Origin of the sequence: Armatimonas rosea (assembly GCF_014202505.1) — a bacterium.
Lineage (GTDB): Bacteria > Armatimonadota > Armatimonadia > Armatimonadales > Armatimonadaceae > Armatimonas > Armatimonas rosea.
The window spans coordinates 781903-808414 of record NZ_JACHGW010000001.1 but is presented as its reverse complement, the minus strand read 5'-3'; the positions used below and the strand labels follow the sequence as shown (position 1 = coordinate 808414).

The window sequence follows — 26512 nt, the reverse complement described above, 5'->3', positions numbered from 1 at the left end:
GCCGAGTTCGGGCTTCCCAAAACAAGACCGTTTAAAGTATAAAGAATCTGCACTGTCATGAATATCTATAGCGTACTGAAAGAGTCAGGATGGGACGATGGACGAAAAATAGAAATCGCTCCTTTTGAGGAGATTTTCCGAAATCGGAAGTTCCTGTTTTTTGATTACCATAAAACTATTTTTGAATCATTTGGAGGGTTAAATATACTTGCAAGTAAAATGGATATAGACGGGCAGATACGAATTGATTTTAGATTAAAGTCTTATATGTCCGCAGAATTTACTTTTTTGGAAAACTTCAAAACGAACATTGTATCATTTATGGATAGTATATCAGGACATAACAACTCACCATTATGCTTGTTAAATTATGAATGGACCGATGATGAAGTGTATGGATCAGATGAAATTTATATTAATGCTGACGGTATAGTTTCTTCTTTTTCAAATATCGGAGTTTTTAAATTTGGTAAATTTGACGAATTTATTTTTAAAATACTTAATCAATTAGACCCAGAAACGATTCTTAGCGAAGATGAATTAGATGCTATATTTCCAAATACGGGTGAAGAATCTGAAGCTAGTGGAATGACAGAGGAAGAGTTGCGAAAAGCAATCCTTGAAAGTGATCCTCACCGCTTTCGATAACGGGGCGGCGAAGCCAGGGGAGAAATTCCGCTCAGTTTTGTGGAGCGACTGTGGCCGGAAGGGCGGCGAGGAGGTCGTTCCAGGTCTTGACCTTGAAAATCTGCCCGATGAGCCCCTTCAGCACTTCTGTATCCTCTATCGCCTCCACCTGCTTCACTTGTTCAGAAGTCGGGACGCCCAAGTTCTGCTTACCCAGATCAAGAACGAGGCTGCGGCTGTTTTCCCGAGCCCCCCGTGCAATAATGTCCTGGTAGGTCGTGGACTGCTCCAGAATATTTTGACTCAAGATCATTTCGATAAACTCCTTGGGGTAGCGAAGCCCCATCAAAACATAGGTCGCTGTTCGAGGGTTTGGGCATGGAGCTACTCCGAAAACTCGTGCTCATCGTCGAGCAGGCTGTCTAAGTCCCGTGCGCCGTGGAGGATGCGGATGAGATAGAGATTGTGGTCGTCGTAGTGGTAGAAGATCAGGATTTTCTCGTAGCCCTTGATGCGCCAGCGCCGCAGGTCAGGAACCGCAAGGCTCCCGGCAGGAGCACCTACTCCCGGCTGATCCGCGAGAAAAGCAAAGGTCTGCACGGCGGCCTTATAGAGCTTTTGTCCTGCAGTATCGGAGACTTCGCGTTTGTAAAACGCTACTTGCTGGGATAAATCTTCGATGGCACGCTGACGCGCAACGACAGTCAGGCTCACCGCTCCATCTCGCCTGATTCTTTGCCAAAGAGCTTCGTTTCTAGCTCCGCCCAAAACTCAGGCGTGGTGACAACGGCTTCGGAAGCCAGCCCTTCAGCGATCAGTGCCTCGAACTTCTGTTGGGCTTTGTATTGCTGTCGCTCCCGAACGAGATCACGAAAGTACTCGCTCGCGGTCTGATACCCCCCCTCCACAAGCTCTTCCTCAACAAACGTCCGCATCGTGTCGGGAAGGGAGATATTCATGGTTGCCATTGCTCTTGCTCCTGAGTAGATTTTATCGCCTTTGGCAAAATTTGCCAAAACAAGATCGCGGTACAATGATCTCCGTGGAATACATCAAGATTAAACGGGCGCTGCTCTCCGTCTCCGACAAGACCGGAATCGTCGAGCTGGCGCAGGCGCTGGCGGCACGTGGGGTGGAGCTGGTCTCTACCGGCGGGACGGCAAAGGCGCTCAAGGACGCAGGACTGGCGGTACGCGCCATCGACGAGCTGACGGGCTTTCCCGAGATGCTGGAGGGGCGGGTCAAGACCCTGCACCCCAATGTCCATGGCGGGATTCTCGCGGACCGGGACAAGCCGGAGCACCTGGCGACTATCGCGGAGCATGGGATTGGGCCGATTGACCTCGTGGTCGTGAACCTCTACCCCTTTGCCAAGACCATCGCCAAGCCCGATGTGACCCTGGAAGACGCGATTGAGAACATCGATATCGGTGGCCCCGCGATGGTGCGCTCCGCCGCCAAGAACCACCAGGGCGTCGCGATTGTGGTCGATCCCACCGACTACGCCCAGCTCCTGTCCGAGAACGACGGCGACGGCGTGAGCCTGACCCTGCGGCGCAAGCTGATGGCCAAGGCCTACGCCCACACCGCGGCCTACGACTCCCTGATCGCCAGCTACTTCGAGAAGCAGTTTGTCGAGCCGGAGGCGATTCTGCCCACCACACTGCGCCTGAGCTTTGAGAAAGTCCAGGATCTACGCTACGGCGAGAACCCGCACCAAGTAGCCGGATTCTACAAAAGCTCCCCCATTCATGGGGGCGGGGGGGGCACGGAAGCCTGCATCGGCAACGCCACCCGCCGCGACGATTCGGGGAAAGAAGTCAGCTTCAACAACCTCTACGACCTCGACGGCGCGCTGGAGCTGGTCAAAGAGTTCCCCGATGCCCCGACTGCGGCGATCATCAAGCACGCCAACCCCTGTGGCTGCGCTCAAGGCGAGACCATCGCCGAGGCGTTTGTGCGTGCCCGTGAGGCCGACACGATCAGCGCCTTTGGTGGGATTCTCGCCATCAACCAGAAATTTGACCTCGCGCTGGCGGAGCAGATTGTCGGGCTGAACAACTTCCTGGAGTGCATTGTGGCGCCGGACTACGACGAGGCGGCGATCAAGAAAGTGGTCGGGGGCAAGAAGTGGGGCGCGAACCTGCGACTGCTGCAAGTGGAGGGGATCGCGGGGCCGGGCAAGGACGGCTACCTGCTGAAGCAAGTGGTCGGAGGTATGCTGGTCTCCACCCGCGACTACCGCCCCCTCAGCGAGAGCGAGCTGACGGTCAAGTCCGAGCGCCAGCCCACCGCCGATGAGCTCTCCGAGCTGCTCTTTGCTTGGCGCTGTGTCAAGCACATCAAGAGCAACGCGATTGTGATGACCAAGGGCCGCGCGATCCGTGGAGTTGGGGCGGGGCAGATGAACCGTGTCCGCTCCGTGCGCCTCGCGGTCGAGCAGGCCGGCGAGCATGGCCCCGGCTCCGTGCTGGCCAGCGATGCCTTCTTCCCCTTCCCCGACGGCCCCGAGGTCGCAGCGAAGGCAGGAGTGACGGCGATCATCCAGCCCGGTGGCTCGGTGAAGGACGATGAGACGATCGCGCTGTGCAACCAGTACAACATCGCCCTTGTCTTCACCGGCGTCCGGCACTTCCGGCACTAGGGCATCCATCCCCGGTTTACATCCATCCCCCTGCCCCCTTCCTTCGCCTGAAACCCTCGTTCCGAGGGGCGAAGGAAGGGGGTTCTTTTTTATGCGCTGAGGGCTGCTTCGGCTTCGTCGGTCCAGAACTGGCCGTCGCGGAGCTTTTCGTAGACAGCGGGGCGGACGGTTTTCAGATCAGGGAGTGCGGTGAGCGGGAGGTTCTCCACATGCGGGTAGATCACGGTCTTGCCCGAGAAGCGGCTGTTCTTCACGGCGGCGAGGCCCTCCGCGAAGGTTTCGAGGCCGCCAATCGCCGCGAGGGAGTCGCCGGTTGCCAGCGTCCCCGCTTCGAGTTTTTCTTTCACGGCGTACATATCCGCGATACTCGAGCCCGAGGTGCCGACAATCCGTACGTTCTTAAAGCAGATATCGGAGACGTCGATTGTGGCGGTGGTGCCGCGTGCGACCCCGGCAAAGACATTGAGCACACCGTTCTCCGCCAGATGCGGGAAGCTCTGCTCGATGGCCTCGATACTAGGCACCATCACCACAATATCGTCGAAGCCGTCGGGCGCGATTGCCTTCAGGTCGGGCTCGGGGCCGGTGCGGACATTGCAGAGGATCAGCTCCACGCCGCGCTCCTTGGCGAGCGCCCCAAACCGATCTGCGACCGCTTGGAGGCGGGCATCGTGACGGTCGGTGATGAGCAGGAGGCGCGGCGGCTCGGGGAGGGAGAGGGCGCGCTGTGCGTGCATCATCCCCATCGGCCCGGCGGCCCCGATAAACCAGGAGACGCCGCCGCCTAAAATCTCATTGCGCTGGTTCTCCTTGGGGCCGATATAGGCGTGGCCATCGTAGTGGATGCGTCCCACATCGACCGCCACGGGGCGCGCCAGCGGTGTCTCCACCCGCACATAGACCGTCCCGTTCTTCGCCAGCTTCTTGCACGCCGCCTCGAAGACCTCGGGGGCGGGTGCATCGCCGTTGATGTAGATGTCATCGTAGCCCTTGCCGTGCGGTGGGTCGGGCACCACCCCGTTCTGGACAATGCTCCGCCGCCCCGCGGGATCGTCGGCGAGGCGCACCTTGAGATTGGTTGGGATCAGGAGATAGTCGCCATCCGCGGTGGGTGCCGTCCGGTGCTTCCAGCGGTACGAGGCCTCCACGCAAGCCCAGGGCTCCACCAGCGCGCCCTCGGCATCGTTGGAGCTCTCGTCGAGGGGCAGTAAATAGCAGCCCTCGTCGCCGTCGAGCAGCTCCTTGCCGATCAGCCCGTACTGGCTCATCCCGCCGGTGATCGCGTAGCCGTAGGCCAGGTTGGTGCCCTTGTAGTAGACATCGGCCTGGACAATAAAGCGCTGCCCCACAGCGAAGCGATCCGTGCGCCTCTCACCCACGGCCACCACGGTCAGAGTCACCTCGTGGCCCATCACCACGGGGTTGTTCGCCAGATCGCGGCCCGTGAGGCGTGGGTGCTCGCCGCCGAGGTTGATGATCTTGATATCGGAGAAGCAGATGCCACACGCATCGTGGCGCATGAGAATCTCATCGGGGCCGGGCGGCACCAGCGGCACCGTTTCGAGCCGGACACTCTCCAGCCCCGCGCCATAGAGATGCCAGCGCTTGTAGGAAGTCGGTAGGTTCACAGGCTATTGTACCCCTCACGAAAGTCTTCCCAGACAACGAGAACACCCGGACAACCGAGAACACCCGGACAACGAGTGTCCGGGCTTAAGAGGGCGACGGGCACCTTCGTGCCCAACAGATTCGGTTGGCTCCGCAGGGAGCCGTCGCCCTTTCAAGCCCAAGGACTTGTTCCTAGGGCATCACTTCATGGCTGATGCCATCGTGGTGTCCACTGTTGATTTCGTGCAGGGTGTGCTCGTGATCCAGAGCACTCTGGTAGTGGATGGTCTGAATCGTGGCCTCGCTGAGGATGCTGGCGGTGCCCCAGAGTGCGCCTTTGCGAATGTCGAGGCGGCGACCTTTGAGCATCTGGTAGGTAACCGAGATAGCCTCGATCAGAAACGCAAGACGGGACAGGCCAATGAGGACCACAACCCCCAGCACAATCCAACCGTAGAGCGGCATCGGCGGCTCCTCCTACGGCATTTTATCAGGACGCGCCCGCCGCCAGAGCCGATTGTGAGGGACTCGGGCTATACTGGAGGTCATGCAGTCGCATCCTGGAATCTACCAAGTCACCGAGACCCTCCAGCAGGGAAAGCCGCCGGTTCGCACGATCCTCTACTACCAAGGGACGCGGGGGCGCACCCAGCAGGGGGCACTGATCACGCTCTTTCTCCAAGACAAGATCTACCAGCTCCGCCCCACGGAGAAGATCTACCGCTCTATCGCTGTGGCGCAGCTTCGGCCTGGCCAAGCGCCCGAGTACAGCAACGCCAAGGTCCAGGCCTCGTCGCGCAAGGGCGGCCAGCGCAAGACCATCGCGGGAGAGAAAGCGCAGAGCTGGCTAATCCAGAGCACGGCGCTTCTCGACATGAAGGCCCTCGCGCAGAAGGCACCCACGGAGGCAGAGCGGCGTCAGTTCCCCAAGTTCCTCACCGTGAAGATGTCGGTGGAGAACTGGCTCTCGGAAAGAGACACGCTCGCCCCGAGTGTCCAGTACGCCACCGCGGCACTGGCGGGCTCCCAGAACCCCATGGGGCAGATGATGCAGCCCTTGCTCAGTGCCGCCTCCAAGCAACACGGCATCCCCCTGACCACGACCCTCCGTGTCACCTTCGCCACGACTCCCCCGCAGAAAAACGCGCTCAACGGGACCGTGGTCGTGACAACACGGACGCTTCGTCTGGAGCACAAGTCCCTCCCCGACTCCCTCTTTGCGGTCCCCCCTGACTACAAGGAAGTTCCCTGGGACAAGTGGCAGTGAGCCGCCTCGGATGAGTAGGCTGTCCCCAGCGCGCCTCTGGGTTGGGGTGCTTGTCTTGCTGCTGGGGCTCTTTCTCTGGCACAACACCGACGACCACACCTACCAGAAGGAGCTCCGGGGAATCTACGCCCTCGCGCTCACCACGACCTCAGCGCAGGACTACCGCGCGGCCTTCGACGAGCACCAGCTTCGGCGTGGCTACCACAAGGCTCCCGAGCTCTGGCGCGACGGGGCCGCCTGGTGGCACGGGACCTGGATCCACCAGGGGACGCGCTACTTTCGCCCGCTGAGCTCGTACCTGCACTGGTTCCACTGCTGGAGCTGGGAGCACGGGGGCAGCGGCGGGTTCCTCTGGCTGGGGGTCGTGCTCTATGTCCCGGCGGCGGTGCTCATGGCCCTCCTCGCCCGGCGCTTTGTCCAGAGCCCTGTCTACGTCGCCCTCGCGGCCCCAATTCTCGTGTTCGGCGCGGACCTGAGCGGCTGGCGGACCTACTGGCTCGCGTGGTTTCCCGGCCAGCCCCAGTTCGTGCTCGTGGCCTTTATGGCGGCGAGCCTGCTGAGCTTCGACCTCTGGCTGGAGCGGGGCAAGACGCGCTCTCTCCTGAGCACGGTGCTCTTTCTGTGCCTGGCATGCCTGACCAAGGAGCACGGCTACATCCTGCCCGCACAGCTCGCCGTGCTGGCCCTACTGCGCCCCGGCTCCGCATCGTGGCGAGCGCGGGCGGGCACTGTAGGGCTGTTCTTTGGGCTCATTGGGCTCCTCTACACCTACCGCAGCAGGGTTCTCCCCGATGCCGATGAGCCGCATCTTCGTCCCTGGCGGCTCCTGCGCGGGGCGCTCTCCCACTCGCACTGGGAGCTGCGCCTCCCTCTCCAGAACGAGATCTACGACATTCCCTTGTGCGCCCTGTGCCTTTTCGGGCTCTTTTTCGTCGTACGCTGGCTCCGACAACAGACATTTGTGCAGGCGTGGCAGACTCAGACGCTAGGCCGGATTGGCTTGGTTCTCGCGCTGGTTGTTGGCGTGGGGCTCTGCCTGCTCCCTGGCTCGTGCGGCGTGGCGCTGCTGGACCCGAACCAGTCGGTGGGCGTCCAGCTCAAGCTCCTCGGGCTGCTCTTCCACTACAGCCAGCTCTACCTGACCGTTCGCTACAGCCGCAAGCACGGGACTCTCTGCCCTTGGCTCCTCTTGGTGCTGAGCAACTACCCCGTCGGTGCCTCGTTTGGCTGGCACTACGACATCACCGGCTGGCAGTTTCAGCTCCCCTACGCCGCCGTGCTCCTGCAGGTTCTCTGGCTCGACGTGCTTCAGCCCCGCATTTTAGCACGGGGTCCCTCCTGAGCGACAGAGGCGGTATACTTTGGGGATACAACTATGAGCGACGCTGTAATTGACGAAAATAGCGGGGGGCGCTACCCCTTCCGCGAGATTGAGAAGAAGTGGCAGGCCCGCTGGGCTGAGGCGAAGGTGCACAAGGCCACACAAGACACGAGCAAGCAGAAGTACTACGTGCTTGTCATGTTCCCCTACCCGTCGGGCTCCGGCCTACATGTCGGGCACTGCAAGAACTACGTCCCCGGCGATGTCGTGGCCCGCTTCAAGGCGATGCAGGGCTTCAATGTCCTCAACCCGATGGGCTGGGACGCCTTCGGGCAGCCCGCCGAACAAGACGCCATCAAGCGGGGCGTCAACCCGCGCACCGTGGTGCCGACCCTAGCCGAAGTTTACAAGAAGCAGCTCAATATCCTCGGGGTCAGCTACGACTGGGACCGCGAGATCAACTCCACCGACCCGAGCTACTACCGCTGGAACCAGTGGATCTTCCTAAAACTCTACGAGAAGGGCCTGGCGTACCGCGATGCCGCCCCCGTGAACTGGTGTGTCAATGAGAGCACGGTCCTGGCCAACGAGGAAGTGGTCGATGGCAAGTGCTGGCGCTGTGACGGCCCCGTGGTCAAGAAGCCTCTGCCGCAGTGGAAGCTGCGGATCACCAGCTACGCCGATCGCCTGCTAGCGGGTCTCGATAGCATCGACTGGGCCGAGGGCTTAAAAACCCAGCAACGCGACTGGATCGGCCGTAGCGAGGGCGCCGAGGTGGACTTCAAGCTGGCTCCCCCGTCGGACGGGGGCGGGGGGGGCATAACCGTCTTCACGACCCGCCCCGACACGCTCTGGGGCGCGACTTTTATGGTGCTCTCCCCCGAGCATCCGCTGGTCGCGGAGATTACGACGGATGCCCAAAAAGCCGCGGTCGAGGCCTACGCCGCCGACGCTGCCAAGAAGTCCGATGAAGACCGAACGGCAGAGGGCAAGGAGAAGACCGGGGTCTTCACTGGAGCCTACGCAGTCAACCCCGTCAATGGCGCGCAGATTCCTATCTGGATCGCCGACTATGTCCTAACCGGCTACGGCACCGGCGCGATCATGGCGGTCCCTGCCCACGACCAGCGCGACTTCGAGTTCGCCCGCAAGTTCGACCTGCCGATTGTTCTGGTCTACGCCGAGGCCGACACGCCCACCGAGAGCGAGCTGACCGAGGCCTTTGCCAGCGGCGGCGTTTTTCGAGAGTCTCTAGGCTCGCCGTTCTCAGGCGAGGCACAAGACAAGAGTGTGATCGTCCCCAAGGTCGTCAAGTGGATCGAGGAAAACGGCTACGGGCGCGGCAAGATTCAGTACCGGCTGCGCGACTGGCTGCTCTCCCGCCAGCGCTACTGGGGCACTCCGATTCCGATGGTGCACTGCCCGAGCTGTGGGATTGTCCCCGTTCCCGAAGACCAGCTCCCGGTGGTCCTGCCCGACTGCGAGAACTACAAGCCCGGCCCCGACGGCCGCTCGCCGCTCTCGACCATCCCGGAGTTTGTCCAGACCACCTGCCCGAGCTGTGGCGGCCCCGCCGAGCGCGAGACCGATACCATGGCCGGCTCCGTGGACTCGTCGTGGTACTTCCTGCGCTTCGCCGACCCGCACAACGCGGCCGCCGCGTGGGACAAGGCAATCGCCGACTACTGGATGCCGATCGACATGTATATCGGCGGGCGTGAGCACGCGGTCGGGCACCTGCTCTACTGCCGCTTCTTCACCAAGTTCTTCCAGGACCTGGGGCTGATCTCGGTCGATGAGCCTGCGGCCGCGCTGCGCAACCAGGGAATGCTCAACGCCTTCACGCCCGTGCTCTCGGGGACCGATAAGTCCATCAAGCCCGGCGAGTTTGTGAGCTACCCACGCGACGAGTGGATCGCGCAGTACAATGCCAACAAGGCCCCCATCCCGGCGGAGCGCATTATCGAGGTGGACGGCCAGCAGAAGATCGAGCCTATCGAGGTCGAGTTCGCCTGGCTGAAGATGAGCAAGTCCAAGCAGACCGCCGTGACGCCCGATGAGATGGCAGACAAATACGGCGCGGACTCGCTCCGCACGCTGATTCTCTTTGAAGCGCCCTTCGAGGATACGATCCAGTGGTCCGAGGAGCGCATGAACGGCCCGTACCGCTTCTTGTCGCGAGTCTGGGACACGGTGAGCGGGATTGTCTCCGCGCCGCCTGCACCGGGGACGCCCGAGGCGATCTCGACCGTGCTGAGCGGCGATCTCCCCGACACCTGGGCCCCCATGCCCGACACCGAGGTAAAGGCGCTGCGCCGCAAGCTGCATCAGACTATCGCGAAGGTGACGGTCGATATCGAGAGCTTCCGCTTCAACACGGTGGTCTCGGCCCTGATGATCCTCCACGATGCCCTGCGCAAGTTCTGCAACGCGGGTGGGGTCGCGCACCCGGCGGCACGGGAAGCGGCGGAGGGGCTGACCCTCCTGCTCGCCCCGCTCGCCCCGCACCTCGCCGATGAGCTCTGGGAGAAGCTCGGTGGCCAAGGCTACCTCTACCAGACCCAATGGCCCGTCAGTGACCCGTCGCTGGCCGCCGACGACGAAGTGACGGTCGTGGTGCAGGTCAATGGCAAGGTCCGCGAGAAGCTCCTGCTCCCCGCCGGGCTGGACAACGACACGCTCCAAGCCACCGCGCTCGACTGCGAGAAAGTCCGCGCGGACCTGGAGGGCAAGACCATCCGCAAGGTGATTGTCGTCCCCGGCAAGCTCGTCAATATCGTCGCGAATTAGGTTGGTCGATGATCGGCGGGGATTGAAAATCCCCGCCTAGGCCGCCTTCGGCGAAGCGCCCCGAGGGCGCGTGGGTTCTCCCGCGAGCGTGGGGACTTATTTCTCGACCTGACAGCTCTCCTGCGGGAAAATCAGGAGATAGCCCGTATTGCGCACCTCGGGAACATTGTGGCACCACCAAACGGCCGCTGCCGGGCTCTGTTTCACCAAGGCCTCAATCGCCTCGGCACCGGGGACGGCGTAGGCTTGCTCTGTGAGGTTCTCCGCCTTTCGTGAGAGAACGCCGAAAGCGGACACTGCTATCGGCTTGGCATTGGTACGCCGCAAAGGAATCTTGACTCCAACCCAGGCTTCCCGCATCTTCGCAGGAGCCTCACCCGGCGGGGTGGAGACGATCTTCAGTACCCCAACCTGCTCTAAGGCTTTCGCTTGCGCAATGAGGATCCCCCCCAGGGTAACTCCCGCAAGAGCTAGGACCGTGAAGAAAACAGCGGTACCATTTATGGGTAGCTCTCCTCCCCTCCCCTGTCCCGAGATCTCTCCTGTGTCGCCGCCGATTGCCACCGTGCTGGCAGCCCCCATTCCTGCAGCACTTGCTCCCGCGCTGGCACCAGCACCGCCTCCCGCAAATCCACCGTACTGCGCCTGGCAGGGGAGGGAGAGAAAAGACAGGAGAAGAACGGGCAAAAAGGTTTTCATCTGGACACGACTCCACAACGTAATAGCGAGTAGACGTCCAGGGACGGGCACCGGTTACGCTGCGTAACAGCAGCAATGACAATAAAATTCCTCGCGATCTCTGGGAGCCTGCGCGCCATGTCGTCGAATACGGCGCTCCTTGGGGCGGCGCAACGCTTCAGGCGTTAGTCCGAGCTGCCCAGATGGAGCAACCAAACCCCTGACGAGCTCACCAACGCAAAATCTTCCCAGTGGCACTCATAAAATATTGGTGGGTCGGTGAGGACTTGGTGTAGGGCTACATCGCCCAGAGCAACTTCGATGGTTTCCCACAAGCGATCCAGGATAAACTCCCGTTTGTGGGCATCTGTGATGGGTGGGGAGTGGTACTCCTGCCAGAACCACTTGGCCCAGCTCTCCCGAAGCTGACTTGGAGTGCAGGGCTCGGTTCGGATATTCCAGGCAGACGCGGGTTGTTTGGGGCTGAGCGAGGTGGAAAGCGACGAGAAATACTGCTCCAGAGCTTCGGCAAGATTGGCCGCAGGAGGAAGCAGAGTGAGCTCATAGGTAGGCTGGCAATCCGGCCCGCTGCTCAGAAGCGCCATCAGCTCCAGCATTCCCTGCAGCCGAGCCAGCGCCCGTTTTGGTGTCTCGTCCATCGTGGCTCAGTGTAGCACTTTCTTTTTCGGACCCGCACGGCGATAGAGCCAGCATGGACCTTCTCTTTCCCTGCGACTACGACGATCTCACGACACCCGACCCGGACTTTGCGGTTGAGGTGAGGGCGGCGCGGGCGGCGGGGTTTGTCTGCCACTTCTTTGACTTCAATGCGCTCCGTGCCGGGGAGCCATACCGACTGCCCCAAGGCGAGGGGCCGCTTCTCTACCGGGGCTGGATGCTCTCAGACACGGAGTACGTGGGGTTCTACACCCGACTCGTGGCGCGAGGCTGGGAGCCGATCACGCCGCCCGCCGCCTACGACGAAGCCCACTACTTGCCGCTGGCCTACCCCAACCTGATCGGGGAGACACCGCGCACGAAGTGGATTTTGGGGCGCGACGAGGCCGAGGCGTGGGCGCTCTACGCGGCGGAGTTCCGCACCAAAGACGCCATCCTCAAGGACTGGGTGAAGTCGGCGAAGTACCGGTGGCGCGAGGCGTGTTTCCTGCCCGCCGGGACGGAGCGGGAGCGCTTTGCGGAGATCTTCGCGAACTTTCTGACGGAGCGGAGCACGCTCTTTGAGAAAGGCGTCGTCTTGCGAGAGTTCCACCCGTTCCGCGTGCTCCACAAAGACCTGCGCGGGATGCCGCTCCACGAGGAGTACCGGCTGTTCTTCTGGGACGGTGCGCTGCTCTTGCTCCCACAGCTCACGCTCCTCCCCGGCCCGGAGGAGCAGCTCCCACGCTGGACGGCGCTCGCGCAGCGCTTTGGCACCCGCTTTCTCTCCCTCGATGTAGCCCGCGATCTTGCCGGCGACTGGTGGGTGGTGGAGACCGGCGACGGGCAGGTGGCGGGGCTCCCCGGCAGCATCCCGCCCGATGCGTTCTACCGGGCGCTTCGGTTGGTCGGGGGTTGAAAGCCCCCGCCTAGGCCGCCTTCGGCGAAGCGCCCCGAGGGCGCGGCGAAGGTTTTAAGGCACGTGTTATTAACCCTTCGCCCCTCGGAACGAGGGTTTCAGGCGAAGGGTGGCCGAGTGGTGCGAGGCCGGGATGCCTACGCCACCGAGAACTCGGCGATGGCGGGGGGGGCGTCGCTGGCGAGGATGTGGATACGGATGGCTTGGGCGAGTGTCGGGGGAACTTCTTCCACAAGCAGAGCGCCGATCTTTTCCCCCGCAAAGAGCGTCCGCCATTGGCCATCGTCGGTGAGGCGGTACTCGACCGCAAAGAGCTGAATCTGCTCGCCCTTGGCCTCGGAGAGGGTGATGCGCTGCACCTCCTGCATGCTCGGGAGAGTGAGCTGGAGCCAGCCGCGCGGCTCGGCGCTCTGCCAGAAGGTCTCCAGGTCGCTATCGCCCGCCAGGCTGGGGTCGTGGCCCGGCGCGGCGGTGGAGGCGGTCAGCGGGAAGAGGGGCAGGGCCGCCTCCAGCACGATCGGCGCGGGCGAGGGGGCTGTCTCCTCCTCCACCGCGGCCTGAGGCTCGGGGGAGACCTCGGGGATATCGGCGGCGGCGTCCGACGCCTTCGCGGCATCGGCCTCTGCCTGGGCCTTGTCGGAGACCTTCTTGGCGACAGCAAAGACCAGCGGGGTCAGGATCAGCGGGATAAACGGTAGCGGCATGGGTTCTCTCCTAGGTTTCTGGTGTCATTGTAGCGCATCCCGCACACTCGTGTAACGACGACGTAACGACAGCGCGGTAGAGTGCAGGCCATGGAACCAAGACAAGTCTCTCGCCCGGTGCAACAGCTGGGCGGGCTCTTTATCGCCGCAGTGGGTGCGTTTCTCACCTGGCAGGTCTGGCAAGTGGCGCACACGGGGAAGTACTTTCTGTCGGTCGGAACCACCGGCCCCGCGTTTGTCGTCATGGGCCTCGCCCTCATCGCCTTCCCCGACTCCCGCACCGAGCGGCGCGAGCGCGGCGAGTCACTCGTCGGCCTCGAAGGCTGGGCACTCCTCACACCCCGCTGGCGTGTCGTCACCGTGATGGGGATCGTCCTCACGGTCGGCTACTTTTTCTACCTAACCGGCGGTCTCTGACGCTACAATAGCGGCATCCTCATGGCACTCTATGAAAATGTCCGCGACTGGCTCCTGACACCCGGTGATCCCGGCCCGCTTCCCGTCACCAAGTTCGCCGGTGTACCCTGGTGGCCCAAGGGAACCCCGCGCCCCGTCTGCCCAGAAGGCCACACGATGGGCTTTGTCGCGCAAGTTCGCCTCGCCGATGTTCCTGGCTGGGAGTCCGATCCTGGCCTGCTCTCTTTTCACTACTGCTACGAGTGCATGTGGTACGGGGACATGGCCTTTGGCTGGGGCGACACAGAGAGTAAGAGCTACGCGGTCACGATCCTCTATCCCACAGAGCAAGACGGAATCGACGACCTCGGTAGCATCGGTGCCACCGACCACAAGCCCTATGCCGTGGCTTTCTACGACTACTCCCTTCCCGTTCTACGACGAGAACACGACGAAGTCTGGTACGCGACGCTGGCAGAGGACGACCCGGAAGATGCAGAGGCAGCACGGGAGCGTGCCGAAGAGGAAATACAGAACTTTGCCCTGCGAGAGCACTACGGCCTTGTGCATTCAGGGGAGCTTCCTTCACCAGGCCTCCTTCCTGACACCAGAGACGAAGGGGTCTATCGCGCAGATTGGTCAGAGTTCACACCAGGCTCGGGCAACCGCTCACGGCTCGGTGGGCCGCCCAACTGGATGCAGAGTGCCAAGTTCCCCATCAATGCCACAGGTGAACCACTCCTCTTTGTGGCACAGCTAGATTGGGTGATGGCAAACCACAGCTTCTATCTCTTTGCCTCACCCTCAGACTACTCTGTGCGTACCGGAGAGATGGTTTTCCAGAGCACCTAACCAGGATGAGCGGGGTGGACAGGCCCGCCTCCAGCGCTAGTAGTAGTAGCCGACGATTCCCTCTCCACGCGACGCGGCAAACTCGCACCAGGCTAGGATCGCGGCCAGCTCTTCGGACTTGTTCTCCACAGCGCGGAGAGGGGCGATGCTCGCCGCCGCGGCAGCGGCTTTCCAGTGCCCATAGACCGGAAAGTCATCGGGAGCAGGGGCATCGATCGGCCGCTCAAAAAGGAGGGAGTCCATCTCCACCACCGCCCCCGCAGCTCTCAGCTGCTCCCCGATCTCCTCACGGAGCCAATCAAACTTGCAGGTGTAGAAGAGACTGTTGTCCAGCGTTTTTGCGTAAAACTCGACAAGATACTCAAAGGCATAGCTATAGACAAAGCCGGGAAGTGTCTTCTCACCTCCCATAATCAGGTGCCGAATACCCTCAAAGATCGAAGGCTCCCCCCGCTCGTTGGAGAGATCGAGATCGTTGTTGCGCTGGATTATCTGCTGTCGGAACCGCCCACTGATGCTCCGCCGCACCGTGTCGTTGCCAGAGCCACACAGCGCCAAAATCTTGTCTAAGTCCACGGAGTGAACCATTAAGCCGTATCCCATACGACGAGGATAGGGCACGTCGGCAGTCACCTCCAGTATGAATTTTCAAAGATCGAGCTTCTGCCGAAACCCTGCGATGCGGTGGAAGGTGAGATAGTTGGCGTCGTGGTTGTTGTGTGCCCCGCCGTGCTCATCGTCGTAGGCCGTGCGGCAGGCGGCGATGATGTCGTCGCCGTCGAAGAGACACTCGACATACTGAAAGCCGTGGTGGACCGTGTCCGGGTGGGAAAGTATGACCGAGCGCACCTCCCAGTCGCGCAGGTTGGCGGAGCAGGTGAGGGCGAGGGTGTTGCGAATCTTGCCGGGGTCGGGCGCGCGGTACTTCTCGTCCACGATGCTTGCCAGGCTCCAGTAGCGCTTGCTCTTCGCATCCCAGCGAATGGCGAACTTCTTCGCGCCGCCGGGAAAGGGAAAAAAGCCCGTCGTAGGGTCGAAGCTGGCGGTCTTGCCATCGGGGGAGATACGCACCCAAGCTGCTTTTTCATCGGGGGACTTGGTCTGAACCCGCAGAATGTCCACCAGCGAGCCGTCGGGCGCGACCACCACATTGCCCTCCAGCCACGCGCCCATGTCGCCGCCGTTCCAGGTGCGCTCGCTCGGGAGGAAGTTGGTCGCGCTCCAGTTTTTGGGATCCATCAGGTCGGCATTCACCGGCACAGAGAGGACCCCGGCGCGGTAGTTGATGCCCCAAGCCTGCGGCGGGTTGCGCCACTCAAACGCCCGCCAGAGCCGCCCCTTGTGCTCGACAATCGGTACGGGAGCGCAGTGGTACTCGCCCTCGCTGCGTAAGACCACACTGCTCCAGCTCACGCCGCTGTCGGTGGACTTATGGAGCACGATATTTCCATGATGCCGGTCCGTGCCCAGGAGATACAGTGCTTTTTTATGGACAAAGAGGTTCGACCAGAACGCGCCGTCGATACGTGCGACCTTCTCCCAGCTCTTGCCCTTGTCACGTGAGTGGAAGACATGGCTCACTGCCCGTGTGTGCTCGGTGCTCTTGGGGCCGAACTCATCGTGACTGGCGACATAGGTGCCATCGGGGAGGACGGCGAGGCCGGGCGAGCCGATGTAGACTCCCGTGCTCGCGGGAACATGGTCGATAACAACCCCGGGAACCGTGCTCATCTCTGGCTCGCTTTCTTTGCCGCAATCACGAGGAGCACTGCGGCCACGACATAGGCGAGCGCCCCCAGGCCAATGGCGTTGCTCATGTTCTCGATCTCCGTACCTGCCCCATTCTTCGACGCCCAGCCGATAAACAGCGGCCCAAGCGCCCCTCCGCCCCAGCCGACCGTGTTCATGATCCCCGCCGCCGTCCCTCGTGCCCGCGGCTCGATACTGTCATACAGCGACGCAAAGATCCCCGAGTCGTAGAGGCCCTTGCAGAGCCCGAAGGCGGTCATGGCCCCGATGACCAGCGGCGTGGTGGTGGCGTGGCCGATCCCCCAGACAAACCCCGCCCCCAGCAGCAAGCCTGCTGCCTGCACAAGAATCCGGCCCCCACGCCGCTTCTGCGAGAGCCGGTCGGCCATCAACCCAGCCAGCGGGACACTCACGGCGCTGGCGAGATGGATAAACGCCGCGCCCGAGAGCCCGGCGGCGGCGAGCTTGAAGCCAAACTTCTCCACGAGAAAGGTCGGGGTCCAGGTCAGGAAGATAGTCGCCACAAAGTTCGCGCCCAGAAACGCCAGCATGAGCAAGGGAACCACGGGCGTTCGAAAGATCGCACGTAGTGTCTCCCCCAGCGGGAGCGCGACCTCGGGAGCCACTTCGTTCGGATTGCGCTCGCTCTCACCTCGTTTTGGCTCACGCAGGAGCTTGTAGAGCACGAGCGCCAGCACGAGACCGAGGCCGCCAAAGAGATAGAACCCTGAGCGCCAGCCGAAGCGCTCGGCCAGCGCGGCCCCGATCCAGCTTCCCAGCACGGTTCCCGCGTAGACACTCGACTGGTGCGCCGCCATCGCGCGGGAGCGGGTGGTCTTGTCGTGGTAGTCACTAACCAGGGACATCGACGCGGGGAAGTAAAACGTCTCCCCAAAGCCCTCCAGCGCGCGGACGGTCACAAAGTGCCAGAGCTTGCCGCACCAGCCGGTCGTGACGGTCACAAAGCTCCAGAAGACGCAGCCGCCCAGAATGAGATCTTTCCGCCGCACCCGATCCCCAATAAAGCCCGCCAGGGGTGCCCCCGCCGCGTAGACCCACATAAACGCCGACCCGATCAGCCCAAGCTGGAGCTTGTCAAAGCCAAACTCTTTCTGGAGCACCGGGAAGACGGCGGAGATGGCTTGACGGTCGGCGTAGTTGAAGAAGCAGATGAACCACAGCATCACCACGACGTGCCACTTGTAATTTCGGCTCATACTGTGCTTGTTCGGCACGAGGGCGCGGGATTCCTACACGCCGCCGGCACGGTCTCGGGTGGCACTCACCCAGGACACATACACTCCCCCCGGCCTCCGCTCGTTCCTCGCTCTGGCCGACCCCCTCTCCCTCTTTTCCTCCTTCGTCGGGAGGAGAGGGGGTGCCGAGGGACGAGGCGGGGGAGTGCCCCCTCGGACTCCCCCTCCCTTCGTCCCCGCGAAGCGGGAAACAGAGCGAAGGGAGGGGGCCGGGGGGAGGGATGCCGGGAGGGATGTAAACCTGGGGAGGGATGCCGGAGGAATCTCTACACCACACAAATCTGGTTGCTACCGCCGCTGTGCCTCAGGAAGGCGATTTGCTTGCCATCGGGGGAGAAGACACAGGCAAGCGCTAGGGGCGCGTCGCTAGTGCGCTTGGTCAGGCGGCGTAGCTTTCCTGTCTCAGTATCAATCGTCACCACGCTCCCATCGGCGGTGGCGGCGATGCGGGAGCCGTCGGGGTGCCAGGTGAAGGCGGAGACGACGGGGAACGGGTTGCGGGTGAGCTGCCGGAGCGCGCCGGTGCTCGGGGAGACGAGCCAGAGCTGGACAATGCCTGCGTCATCGGCCATGAGAAAGGCGAGCTGGGAGCCATCGGGTGACGAGCGCACCCAGTGGCGCGGTGCCAGCGTGACCCCGGTTTTCGTGTGGGTCAGCCGTCGCTGGGTCGGGCGCTGCGTCTCCAAGCCCTCGGCCAGAAAGACCTCAACTTTTCCGTCGGCGAGCTCTCCTAGAAACGCCAGGGTACGCGAGCTTCCTACCCAGCCCTCTTCAAAAGCGCGGCGGAGCTCGTCGGTGCCGGGCTTGGGACTAGGGGTGCTCTTGGTCGCCAGAAACGAGAAGTGGGTGCCGTCGTGGTTGCGTAGGTGGGTCTTGGGGACGCTCACTGCCTTGGGAAAGCACACGCCCACCTCGCGCACACCGCTATTCTCCAGCGCATCGTTGTAGGTATAGCTCAGCCAGTCGCCCCTCGGGTGCCAGACATGGACGTGCGAGCCGCCGCGGAGCGCACCAGGTGTTCCGGGCGGTGTCAGGTCGCGTGCATCCAGCGGCAGTGCGGCGAGCGTGTCGGTGTTGACCACCACTCCCTGCCGGTGCGAGACGCCGTAGCTCCAGTCGGGGGTGGGGTTCTCCGGGCCATGGATAAAGACGATCTTATTCTCGCTGGGATGGTGTGTCACCACCCCGACCTGCGCCCCGTTCTTCGCCTCAAAGAGCCGCTGCACCTCACCGGTCTTGACCCGGACGCGCTCGATCACGCCCCCATCAAACACCGAGCCATCGCGGTCCGAGCGCACATCGTAGACCAGCCACTCCGAGTCGGGCGACCAGACATTGATATTGGTGAGAATCCGCCCTCCGGGCCCGTGGGTAACCTGTTGCTCTGGCATGGCAGGATTGTACCGGGGATTGGAAATCCCCGGCACAGGGAAAGAGCGTCCCGAGGACGCGCCGAGCCCCTGGTTCCTGCGTCCCCGGGACGCTCCTTCTCCCTCATGCCGGGTAATTTATTGCCCGGAGGGAATGCCCGGGTACAATACCCCCATGGACCCGCGATTTATCAACCGCCTCAAGGACATTGTCGGGGAGGACGGTATCCGGCTCGCCGATGCGCAGCGCGAGGCCTATGCCTCCGATGCCTACACGCTTGCCAAAGCCCGGCCCGGCGTGATTGTACTCCCGCGCCTCACCGACCAAGTGGCCGCGATTGCCCGACTCTGCAAGGACTTCGGTGTCCCCATGGTGCCGCGTGGTGCTGGCACCGGGCTGGCGGGCGGCGCGATGGCGCGGGAAGATGCCGTCTTGCTGTGCCTCTCGCGGATGAATGCGATCCTCTCCGTCGACCTGCCCAACCGCCGCATCCGGGCGCAGGCGGGCGCGGTCAATGCCTACCTGAGCAAGGCGGTCGCCGCCGACGGCTACCAGTACGCCCCAGATCCGTCGTCGCAGGGGGCGAGCACGATCGGGGGAAATATCGCCAACAACGCAGGCGGGCCGCACACGCTCAAGTACGGCGTGACGGTCAACCATATCCTCGCTGTGCAAGTGGTTCTCCCCGATGGTCAGGTAATGGAGATCGACAGCGACGAGCACGGCTACGACCTCCTGGGAGTTCTGGTAGGCTCGGAGGGGACCTTGGGAATCATCACCGAGGCCACCGTGAAGCTCGTCCCCAACCCCGAGGCCGTGCGGACGCTTCTGGTGGTCTGTGACTCCGTGCTGACCGCCACCAACCTGATCTCCGCCATTATCGCCGAGGGGATTGTCCCAGCGGCGCTGGAGATGATCGACCAGACCATCTTGCGTGTCGTGGAGGAGACCTACAAGCTCGGCCTGCCGATTGATGCGGGCGCGGTCTTGCTAGTTGAGGTCGATGGCCCGGAGATCGGGATCGAGGCGCAGGCGACGCGGGTCGAGGCGCTCTGCAAGGCGGGGGGCGCGCTCCGTGTGGAGACCGCCAAAGACCCGGCCGAGCGGGCGAAGCTCTGGACCGCGCGCAAGAAGGCCGTGGGCTGCCTGGGGCGCCTGGCACCATCGCACGCCACACAAGACGGAGTCGTGCCGCGCACCAAGCTCCCCGAGATCCTCAAGGCAATCGAGGAGATCGCCACCAAGCACCACCTACGGATCGCCAATGTCTTCCACGCCGGTGATGGCAACCTCCACCCCGTGGTGCTCTTCGATGAGCGCGACCCGGAGGAGGTCAAGCATGTCCTCGCAGCGGGCGGCGATATCCTGCGTGCCTGTATCAATGTCGGAGGCGCACTGACCGGCGAGCATGGGATCGGCCTGGAGAAGCAAGAGTTCCTCGGAATGATGTTCAGCGACGACGACATCGACACGATGCTGCGCCTGCGCTCGGTCTTCAACCCCGATGAGCTACTCAACCCTGGTAAGCTCTTTCCGGTGGGAGGCAACTGCTGCCCGCACCTACCCCGCGCCGATGAGGCGCACCTCAAGGGAATCGCCGCCAAGGCGGCGGGGATTTAGGTTGCTACGATATGAGTCACCCCCGTTTTGTATCGCCCCCGTTGGAGGGGGGCGTCTTACTGTCCTCGTGCCTCGGACACAAAGGGCTTCGCCCATAATTCGGTATGGCCGAAGGCCTTCGTGTCGCGTAGCGATAGCGAGACGCCCCCGTTCATGGGGGCGATCATAATGAGCATACTCCTAGGCTACTACCCAGACTGGGTCGAGGCGCTGCCGCCGGCGAAAGTGCCGTACGAGCGCTACACCCACCTCACCCATGCCTTTGCGCTCTTTGGCAAGAACGGCACGCTCAAGACGCCCGAAGCCGCCGCGGAGCTCTGCCGCCGGGCACGGGCGGCGAAGGTAGTCCCCCTCCTGGCGGTCGGCGGCGCGGAGAGCGGGCCGGCGTACCTGAAGGCTCCGACAGACACGCTCGTGGCGCAGATTGTCGCGATCGTGCAGAAAAACGGCTACGCCGGCGTGGATATCGACTGGGAGTTCCCCGATGCGCCCGGTGCGCCACAGAAGCTGGTCGCACTGGCCCAGAGCCTACGCAAGCACCTCCCCCAGGCCCTGCTTACCGCCGCGGTGCCCGGCTCCGCGTGGAATGGGAAGCACTACGATGCCGCCGCGCTCCTGCCCGTGCTGGACTTTGTTACTATCATGGCCTACGACTTCGCCGGCCCCTGGAGCGCCGAGTCCGGGCACAACGCCCCTTACAGCTTCTGCGAATCCGCCATTGCCTACTGGCGCGGGCGCGGCTGGCCCGCCGAGAAGCTCCTTCTGGGGCTACCCAGCTACGGGCGCGGCTTCAAGACCCGCACGTTTGGCCAGAAGCCGACCGGAAAGTCGCCGCATGAGTACACGGGCTACACCGAGATTGCAAAACTGACCGCCAAGGGCTGGAAGAAGCTCCGCGACCCCAAAGAGCAGGTTCCCTATCTGGTCTCCCCCCAAGGCGATGAGCTGATCTCCTACGACGACCCCGAGTCGATTGGGCGCAAGGCGGCACTGGCGAAGAGATCCGGCCTCGCGGGGTGCTTCTTCTGGGAGATCACCCAGGACGATGGCACGCTGGCGGCGGCGGCGCGGGCGAACGCCTAGCTCCGCACCTTGGAGAGCAGCCCACAGACCACAAGCAGCACCGCGCTCAGTGCCACGATCATCGCGCCCGGCGAGAAGTCCCAGATAAACGAGAGATAGAGCCCCAGCGGGATAGGGATCGCCCCGAGCACCGCCGCCAGCGTGAAGGTATGGCTGATGCGCTTGGTCAGGAGCAAGGCGCTCACGGCGGGGATCACCAGGGTGCCAAAGGTCAGCAGAATCCCCACCGCGTGGATCGAGAAGGCGATCGCGATCCCGATACTGAGGGTAAGCAGGGTCTCCCAGAGCCGCGTGTTGTAGCCCGCCGCCTGCGCCGTGTCTGGGTCGAAGGAGACAAAGAGGAGCTCCTTGGCAAAGAGCCGGTGCAGGACAAAGACCACCGCCAGCGCCCCGATCGTCAGGAGCGTGTCCGCCTGGGTGACCGTGATGATATTGCCCGAGAGCAGGTCCAGAAGCTGGGTCTCGCCCCGTGGGTTTTTCGCCAGCAAGAGAATCGTCACCGCCGATGCCAGGACGTAGCCCAGCCCGATCACGGTGTCCTGGCGCACCTTTCGAGGCGACCAGCGCAGCGAGAGCAGGAACACCCCCACCAGCATCATCCCAATCGAGCCCAAGAGCGGTGCCAGCCCGAGCAAGAGCCCCAGTGCGACCCCCGCCGACGAGAACTGCGCCAGCGCCATCCCCACAAAGACCACGCGCCGCAGGACCACAAAGACCCCCAGGTAGGCCCCAATTAGCCCCACCGCGACCCCGGCGACCAGGGCGCGCTGCATGAAGTCCAGCCCGAACACTTTTGCGACCGACGCGTGCTTGAGCTCCTCGGGGAGGGCTTCGTCGTGCTCCGCTGCCGGGGTGTCCGTGGTCATAGTGGCAGCCATGGGGGCCGGTGTGGCGCTTGTGGTCTCGGGAGCGGTTGCCTCGGGCGGCGGGGGCGGGGGGGCCTGCGCACGGACACACACCGGCATCAGCGCAAGACTCGCAAGAAAAAAGACTCCGCCGAAGGCGCGGCGCGAAGCGCCCCATAGCCGGACTATCTCCGTCCTGGAACTATACATTTTCACAGTACCAGCCTCCGACCTTCCACCTCAAGGATCTTGAAGTCGTAGTGAAAGAGCCCACGCAGGGTGTCGGGCTGGACAATCTCCTCGACGGGGCCGATCTGGAAGTGGGCTCCTCCCAAGATCGCAACAGTCTGGGCGTGGTTGGCGACAATATTGAGGCTGTGCGAGACCAGCACGACCAGCAAGCGGCTCTCGTGGTGAATCCGCTCGATCAGCTCCATGGTCGCGGACTCAGCGGCGATATCCATCGCGCTCGTGGGCTCATCCAGGACCAGCACATCGGGCTCGGAGACCAGCGCACGGGCCATCAAGACACGCTGCTTTTGCCCACCGGAGAGCTCCCGAAACAGGCGCGTGCTCAGGTGCGGCAGCCCTACCTGCTCCAGGGCCCTCTCAGCGCGCGCACGGTCGTCGCTGCCGGGTGTCTTGAGCAGCCCCGCGCGGCGGTAGCGGCCCATCAGGACAATCTCCAGAACCGTGATCGGGAAGAGATCGTCGGTGGTCTGTGCCTGCGGGACATAGCCAAAGGTCAGCGGACGGTGGTGGGTCACCTTGCCCGCGGTCGGGGGGAGAATCCCCAGAATGCCCTTGAGGAGCGTGGTCTTGCCCGCGCCATTGGGCCCGACAATCCCCAGGTAGCCGCCCTCACTCAGCCCAAAGGTAAGCGAGGGCAGCACGACACGCCGCCCGTAGCCGAGCGTGGCATCGTCAAACGTAATCAGCGGCGTGTTCTCCATACCCCTAGCGCAGGGCCTTCGCGAAGCCGTTGACAATGGCATCGAGGTACTCGAAGTAGGTGCGGGTTCCCAGGCCGCCCACGGAGTAGGGCACGACCGCCACTTTCCCGCCGGCCTCGCGAGCGATCAGGTCGGCGTACTTGGTGGAGTAGATCGAGCCCATGACCACGGCGCGCACCTTGCTGGCCTTCATGCGCTGGATGAGGTCGGTGACATGCCCGCCCGATGGTGGAATCCCCGGCTTGGGCTCCAAGAAGCCGAACTGATTGAGCCCAAAGCGGGTCGCAAAGTAGACCCACTCGTCGTGGTAGGCGACAAAGCCCTGGCCCTTGAAGGGCGCAAGGGTCTTCTCCCAGCCCGCCAGCCGCGCCGTGATCTCGTCGGTGAAGCGCTTGTAGTTGGCGTTGTAGGTGTTGCCGTGCGCCTTGTCCACCGCAAGGAGCGCCAGCAAGATCTCGTAGGCGACCACGACAGCGTCCTTGGGATCGAACCAGAAGTGCGGGTTGCCCGCGGCGTGGACATCGCCCGACGCGCCATTGATGCCGCCAGTGGGGACCTCCAGCTTGCGGACCCGCGCCGAGGCATCGACATAGCCGGGAGCGCCACGCTGGACCTTGGCGTTGCGCGACGAGCCCAGGAGCGCGTCGGCCCACATGTCCAGGTCCATCCCACAGCGCACGAAGAGATCGGCGCGGGCGACCTTGACCACATCGCTGGGCTTGGCATCGACCTGGTGGTAGTTGGTCTCGGGCTTGGCCAGCGAGGTCACACTGGCGAGGGTTCCGACCAGCTCGCGGGTGATCGCGGCGAGCTCGGGGGTGGTGGTGATGATTTCCATGTTGTTTTTACTCCAAACCATGCGTGTGCGGGCCGACTCCCCAGACCCACTGAAGACGAAGCTCGTTGAAGCCTTTTTGACCGGGGCGGTCGCCGTGGGTGGCTTGCAGGCGCAGGTAGGTCTGCTCGGTGAGCTGGTGGGTCTGGATCAGCGAAAAAGACTTCTCCCGTCCAAACGACCACGGCGAGCCGCTATCGTCGTAGCGCAGCCCAATCGAGTGCAGGGGTCCTTGGCGCTTGTCCACCGAGATGTAGTAGCCCTCGGCGCGGCGCGGGACAAAACTTCCGCCTTTTTGTTCATGGGAGAGCCACTCACTGCGCACCAGCACCCGCTGGCTATCGAGCGCGGTGGTGCGGTAGGTCAGGTCCAGCCCATGAAGCGTGGTCTGTGGAGAGCCTCCTCCCGCATAGCCGATTCCCTTGCCTTGGGCATCCGAGGCCCCCAGCTCCAGGTCGCCGCCACGGAGACGATGCGACATCCAGAGCCGTAAAGTTCCAAACGTATCCCGAAAGCCTGCGCCGCTTGTTGGACCGGGGCCATCGGCGGCAGTATCCTCCACGGGCGTGGGCTGGCCCCAGTAGCCCGCATCGAGCTGGAGGAAGAACTTGGTGGGAAACAGATACGAGAGATACCCCCCATCGCCCGTCAGGCTCTCGTCGGCGACCAGGTTCTTGAGCACGGTGGGCGGCTCGATATAGGCCCAGGAGTGCGGGTGGAGCTGGTTTACCCGGCCAAAGGGTGCCTTGCGCCGCCCGACGGTCGCGGAGAGCGGGAGCTTGCCGACGTGCAGGTCTTGCACCGTCACATAGCCCTCCTCGACCACGGCCTCGCCGTTGCCAAAGACGATAAACGCGTCCTGCTTGATGCCCGGATAGACAAAGCTCTGGACCGCCAGCTCGCCGGAGTCGAAGAGAAACTTATTGCGGTCGGTGTTGGTCTTGTCGCTGGTGAAGAGGCCCTTCACCATGCTGATAAACGAGATATCCGGCAGTAGTAAATAACGGTTATTGCTACTCGCAGACTGTGCTGCAGTCGGGGCCGCGACCGCATCGGGCGGGGGCGGCGGAGGGGTCTGCGCCAAGGCAGGGACGGCCAGTAGTGCGGCCGCAAGGGTTGTGAGCCACTTCATGCGTATCTTTCCTGAGATGTGCGTTATCGGTGACAGTGCCCCAGAAACGAGGCGTGCCACAAGAGAAAGCGAGGGTCTCAGGCGACAGGGGGAGCACGTGGGGGCGCGTGGCGCACACTACGGGCAGCGAGCACCGTACGCCACGGCAGGAAGGGAGCCTCACACGATGCGCTCAGGCGGCGTGAGGCTTGAAGAACGGGATAGGCAAGGGTCGCCGATGACGACGAGAGCACACAGAGCGCACAGAGATCCTTGGTCTGGATCGCGTTGTAGTCTGTGTGACGTGTCGGGGCGTGGTGTCGGGCGTGGCGCTCTGCGACAAAGCTAGGACGGTGCTCCCGGTAGTGACCGATCTGGGTAAAGACCTGGAGCGCCAACAGAACGACCGCGAAGAAGCGGCCCAGAGCTCTCTGTCGTCGTCGCAGGGTTCCCAGCATACGCTTTTCAGCATACCATACATTGAAGTTTGCCAGAGCGAGTGGGATCTGACTGTCCATGTTGCTACCCCTCTTCCTTCTCGCCCTCCCATCGACGTTCTCGGTGCGGACACTACACCTGAAAAACCTCTCACCGTCGCAGGCCGTCACGCATCTGAATACCTCGCGCTTCGCCCAGTCTCTGGAGCAGCTCATCCCCGATGAGCAGAAGAATACCCTGGTGGTGAGTGGCCCCACCCCCGCTGTCGATAGTGTGGCCCAAGTAGTTACCTGGCTCGATATCCCCAACCCCGAGCTAGAGTTTCAGGTGACGATTCAAGAGAGCAAGAGCACCTCGCTGGAGAGACAGCTCCAGGTGAGCAACAACGCCCTAGGCTTGCTCACTGTCACGAATAAAGACCGCCGCTACCAGGTCGAGCTCCTTCCCCATCTCAACTCTGACAAGAGCCTCTCCGTTCTCATCACCACCCGTGAGCTACATCCCTCGGATAGACGCAAGCAGTGGAAGCGCATCTCGGGGATCGGGATGACGATGTTTCGGCGCGTCTCTCTTGACCAGACGGTCGAGCTACACGCCCCAACCCTGTTCGTGGGCAAGGGAGCCGCCACCCCCTATCTCCCGATCCGTATCACGCCGCGCCTGAAAAAATAAGCGGGGATTGTGCCGGGGATTGGAAATCCCCGGCACAGGGAAAGAGCGTCCCGAGGACGCGTAGAGCACCAAAGTTCCTGCGTCCCCGGGACGCTCCTTCTTCCTCATGCCGGGTA

Annotated in this window: 28 protein-coding genes; 11 read left to right on the top strand and 17 right to left on the bottom strand. The window is 62.8% G+C overall.

Going from position 1 to position 26512, the window contains the following annotated elements; all coding sequences use genetic code 11:
• Positions 1-57 precede the first annotated feature (57 nt).
• On the top strand, positions 58-648 hold the full coding sequence (locus tag HNQ39_RS03620; protein WP_184192590.1) for an SUKH-3 domain-containing protein: 591 nt from the start codon (positions 58-60) through the stop codon (positions 646-648).
• 31 nt (positions 649-679) lie between these two features.
• Here the strand turns inward: HNQ39_RS03620 and HNQ39_RS03615 are convergent, their stop codons facing one another.
• The 3 genes from HNQ39_RS03615 to HNQ39_RS03605 all read right to left on the bottom strand — a co-directional run bounded on the left by HNQ39_RS03615 (position 680) and on the right by HNQ39_RS03605 (position 1586).
• Entirely contained in the window at positions 680-940 is a 261-nt protein-coding gene (locus HNQ39_RS03615) for a hypothetical protein (protein ID WP_184192589.1), read from the bottom strand.
• Positions 941-1011: 71 nt separating this feature from the next.
• Entirely contained in the window at positions 1012-1341 is a 330-nt protein-coding gene (locus HNQ39_RS03610) for a type II toxin-antitoxin system RelE/ParE family toxin (RefSeq protein ID WP_184192588.1), read from the bottom strand.
• Positions 1338-1586 carry a ribbon-helix-helix domain-containing protein gene (locus tag HNQ39_RS03605; protein WP_221289787.1) on the bottom strand — a complete coding sequence of 83 codons (249 nt, stop codon included), beginning with the start codon at positions 1584-1586 and terminating at the stop codon, positions 1338-1340. The genes HNQ39_RS03610 and HNQ39_RS03605 overlap by 4 nt, the downstream gene beginning before the upstream one ends.
• A gap of 83 nt (positions 1587-1669) precedes the next feature.
• Between HNQ39_RS03605 and purH the strand changes: the two genes are divergently transcribed.
• A complete protein-coding gene (gene purH, locus HNQ39_RS03600) occupies positions 1670-3271 on the top strand; it encodes a bifunctional phosphoribosylaminoimidazolecarboxamide formyltransferase/IMP cyclohydrolase (protein ID WP_221289783.1) in 1602 nt (533 codons plus the stop codon).
• Between the two features lie 89 nt (positions 3272-3360).
• Here purH and HNQ39_RS03595 read toward each other — a convergent pair whose 3' ends face one another.
• Both HNQ39_RS03595 and HNQ39_RS03590 read right to left on the bottom strand, forming a co-directional pair.
• Entirely contained in the window at positions 3361-4899 is a 1539-nt protein-coding gene (locus tag HNQ39_RS03595; protein ID WP_184192585.1) for an alcohol dehydrogenase catalytic domain-containing protein, read from the bottom strand.
• 172 nt (positions 4900-5071) lie between these two features.
• Entirely contained in the window at positions 5072-5344 is a 273-nt protein-coding gene (locus HNQ39_RS03590) for a hypothetical protein (RefSeq protein ID WP_184192584.1), read from the bottom strand.
• Between the two features lie 82 nt (positions 5345-5426).
• Between HNQ39_RS03590 and HNQ39_RS03585 the strand changes: the two genes are divergently transcribed.
• Genes HNQ39_RS03585 through leuS form a run of 3 tightly spaced genes read left to right on the top strand, consistent with a single transcriptional unit; the run spans position 5427 to position 10257 of the window.
• Positions 5427-6146 carry a hypothetical protein gene (locus HNQ39_RS03585; RefSeq protein WP_184192583.1) on the top strand — a complete coding sequence of 240 codons (720 nt, stop codon included), beginning with the start codon at positions 5427-5429 and terminating at the stop codon, positions 6144-6146.
• Between the two features lie 10 nt (positions 6147-6156).
• Complete coding sequence (locus HNQ39_RS03580) at positions 6157-7488, top strand: hypothetical protein (RefSeq protein WP_184192582.1); 1332 nt, start codon at positions 6157-6159, stop codon at positions 7486-7488.
• Between the two features lie 33 nt (positions 7489-7521).
• Positions 7522-10257: a leucine--tRNA ligase gene (leuS, locus tag HNQ39_RS03575; RefSeq protein WP_184192581.1), complete on the top strand. Its 2736-nt coding sequence runs from the start codon at positions 7522-7524 to the stop codon at positions 10255-10257.
• Positions 10258-10353: 96 nt separating this feature from the next.
• On the opposite strand, the gene HNQ39_RS03570 is transcribed toward leuS, so the two are convergent.
• Both HNQ39_RS03570 and HNQ39_RS03565 read right to left on the bottom strand, forming a co-directional pair.
• Positions 10354-10956, bottom strand: coding sequence for a hypothetical protein (locus HNQ39_RS03570; RefSeq protein ID WP_184192580.1), 603 nt, complete (start codon positions 10954-10956; stop codon positions 10354-10356).
• Between the two features lie 164 nt (positions 10957-11120).
• On the bottom strand, positions 11121-11594 hold the full coding sequence (locus tag HNQ39_RS03565; RefSeq protein ID WP_184192579.1) for a hypothetical protein: 474 nt from the start codon (positions 11592-11594) through the stop codon (positions 11121-11123).
• A gap of 53 nt (positions 11595-11647) precedes the next feature.
• Here HNQ39_RS03565 and HNQ39_RS03560 point away from each other — a divergent pair, with 53 nt between their 5' ends.
• Entirely contained in the window at positions 11648-12511 is an 864-nt protein-coding gene (locus HNQ39_RS03560) for an ATP-grasp domain-containing protein (RefSeq protein WP_184192578.1), read from the top strand.
• A gap of 137 nt (positions 12512-12648) precedes the next feature.
• On the opposite strand, the gene HNQ39_RS03555 is transcribed toward HNQ39_RS03560, so the two are convergent.
• Positions 12649-13215, bottom strand: coding sequence for a discoidin domain-containing protein (locus HNQ39_RS03555; RefSeq protein ID WP_184192577.1), 567 nt, complete (start codon positions 13213-13215; stop codon positions 12649-12651).
• A gap of 90 nt (positions 13216-13305) precedes the next feature.
• Between HNQ39_RS03555 and HNQ39_RS03550 the strand changes: the two genes are divergently transcribed.
• Entirely contained in the window at positions 13306-13632 is a 327-nt protein-coding gene (locus HNQ39_RS03550) for a hypothetical protein (protein ID WP_184192576.1), read from the top strand.
• 21 nt (positions 13633-13653) lie between these two features.
• The gene (locus tag HNQ39_RS03545; protein ID WP_184192575.1) at positions 13654-14463 is read left to right on the top strand and encodes a DUF1963 domain-containing protein; all 810 of its coding nucleotides are present in this window, start codon (positions 13654-13656) and stop codon (positions 14461-14463) included.
• Positions 14464-14499: 36 nt separating this feature from the next.
• Here the strand turns inward: HNQ39_RS03545 and HNQ39_RS03540 are convergent, their stop codons facing one another.
• The 4 genes from HNQ39_RS03540 to HNQ39_RS03525 form a co-directional block, all read right to left on the bottom strand.
• Positions 14500-15066: a DUF7691 family protein gene (locus tag HNQ39_RS03540; protein WP_184192574.1), complete on the bottom strand. Its 567-nt coding sequence runs from the start codon at positions 15064-15066 to the stop codon at positions 14500-14502.
• 45 nt (positions 15067-15111) lie between these two features.
• Positions 15112-16194, bottom strand: coding sequence for a sialidase family protein (locus HNQ39_RS03535; protein WP_184192573.1), 1083 nt, complete (start codon positions 16192-16194; stop codon positions 15112-15114).
• On the bottom strand, positions 16191-17429 hold the full coding sequence (locus tag HNQ39_RS03530; protein ID WP_184192572.1) for an MFS transporter: 1239 nt from the start codon (positions 17427-17429) through the stop codon (positions 16191-16193). Before HNQ39_RS03530 ends, HNQ39_RS03535 begins: the two co-directional genes overlap by 4 nt.
• A 305-nt stretch (positions 17430-17734) precedes the next feature.
• Positions 17735-18859 carry a DUF3748 domain-containing protein gene (locus HNQ39_RS03525; RefSeq protein WP_184192571.1) on the bottom strand — a complete coding sequence of 375 codons (1125 nt, stop codon included), beginning with the start codon at positions 18857-18859 and terminating at the stop codon, positions 17735-17737.
• Positions 18860-19013: 154 nt separating this feature from the next.
• On the opposite strand from HNQ39_RS03525, the gene HNQ39_RS03520 reads away from it, so the two are divergent.
• Both HNQ39_RS03520 and HNQ39_RS03515 read left to right on the top strand, forming a co-directional pair.
• Positions 19014-20459 (top strand): FAD-binding oxidoreductase, encoded by a 1446-nt coding sequence (locus HNQ39_RS03520; protein ID WP_184192570.1) that lies wholly within the window; start codon positions 19014-19016, stop codon positions 20457-20459.
• 168 nt (positions 20460-20627) lie between these two features.
• Positions 20628-21542 (top strand): glycoside hydrolase family 18 protein, encoded by a 915-nt coding sequence (locus HNQ39_RS03515; RefSeq protein ID WP_184192569.1) that lies wholly within the window; start codon positions 20628-20630, stop codon positions 21540-21542.
• On the opposite strand, the gene HNQ39_RS03510 is transcribed toward HNQ39_RS03515, so the two are convergent.
• The 5 genes from HNQ39_RS03510 to HNQ39_RS03490 form a co-directional block, all read right to left on the bottom strand.
• Positions 21539-22507, bottom strand: a complete 969-nt coding sequence (locus tag HNQ39_RS03510; RefSeq protein ID WP_184192568.1) for a metal ABC transporter permease — start codon at positions 22505-22507, stop codon at positions 21539-21541. The genes HNQ39_RS03515 and HNQ39_RS03510 overlap by 4 nt on opposite strands.
• Before the next feature lie 92 nt (positions 22508-22599).
• Positions 22600-23340 (bottom strand): metal ABC transporter ATP-binding protein, encoded by a 741-nt coding sequence (locus HNQ39_RS03505; RefSeq protein WP_184192567.1) that lies wholly within the window; start codon positions 23338-23340, stop codon positions 22600-22602.
• A 4-nt stretch (positions 23341-23344) separates the two neighbouring features.
• Complete coding sequence (locus HNQ39_RS03500) at positions 23345-24178, bottom strand: metal ABC transporter substrate-binding protein (protein WP_184192566.1); 834 nt, start codon at positions 24176-24178, stop codon at positions 23345-23347.
• Positions 24179-24185: 7 nt separating this feature from the next.
• A complete protein-coding gene (locus HNQ39_RS03495) occupies positions 24186-25307 on the bottom strand; it encodes a hypothetical protein (protein WP_184192565.1) in 1122 nt (373 codons plus the stop codon).
• A gap of 77 nt (positions 25308-25384) precedes the next feature.
• Positions 25385-25804 (bottom strand): hypothetical protein, encoded by a 420-nt coding sequence (locus tag HNQ39_RS03490; RefSeq protein ID WP_184192564.1) that lies wholly within the window; start codon positions 25802-25804, stop codon positions 25385-25387.
• Here HNQ39_RS03490 and HNQ39_RS03485 point away from each other — a divergent pair.
• Positions 25803-26396, top strand: a complete 594-nt coding sequence (locus tag HNQ39_RS03485) for a hypothetical protein (protein ID WP_184192563.1) — start codon at positions 25803-25805, stop codon at positions 26394-26396. The two genes, HNQ39_RS03490 and HNQ39_RS03485, sit on opposite strands and share 2 nt — an antisense overlap.
• Positions 26397-26512 lie beyond the last annotated feature (116 nt).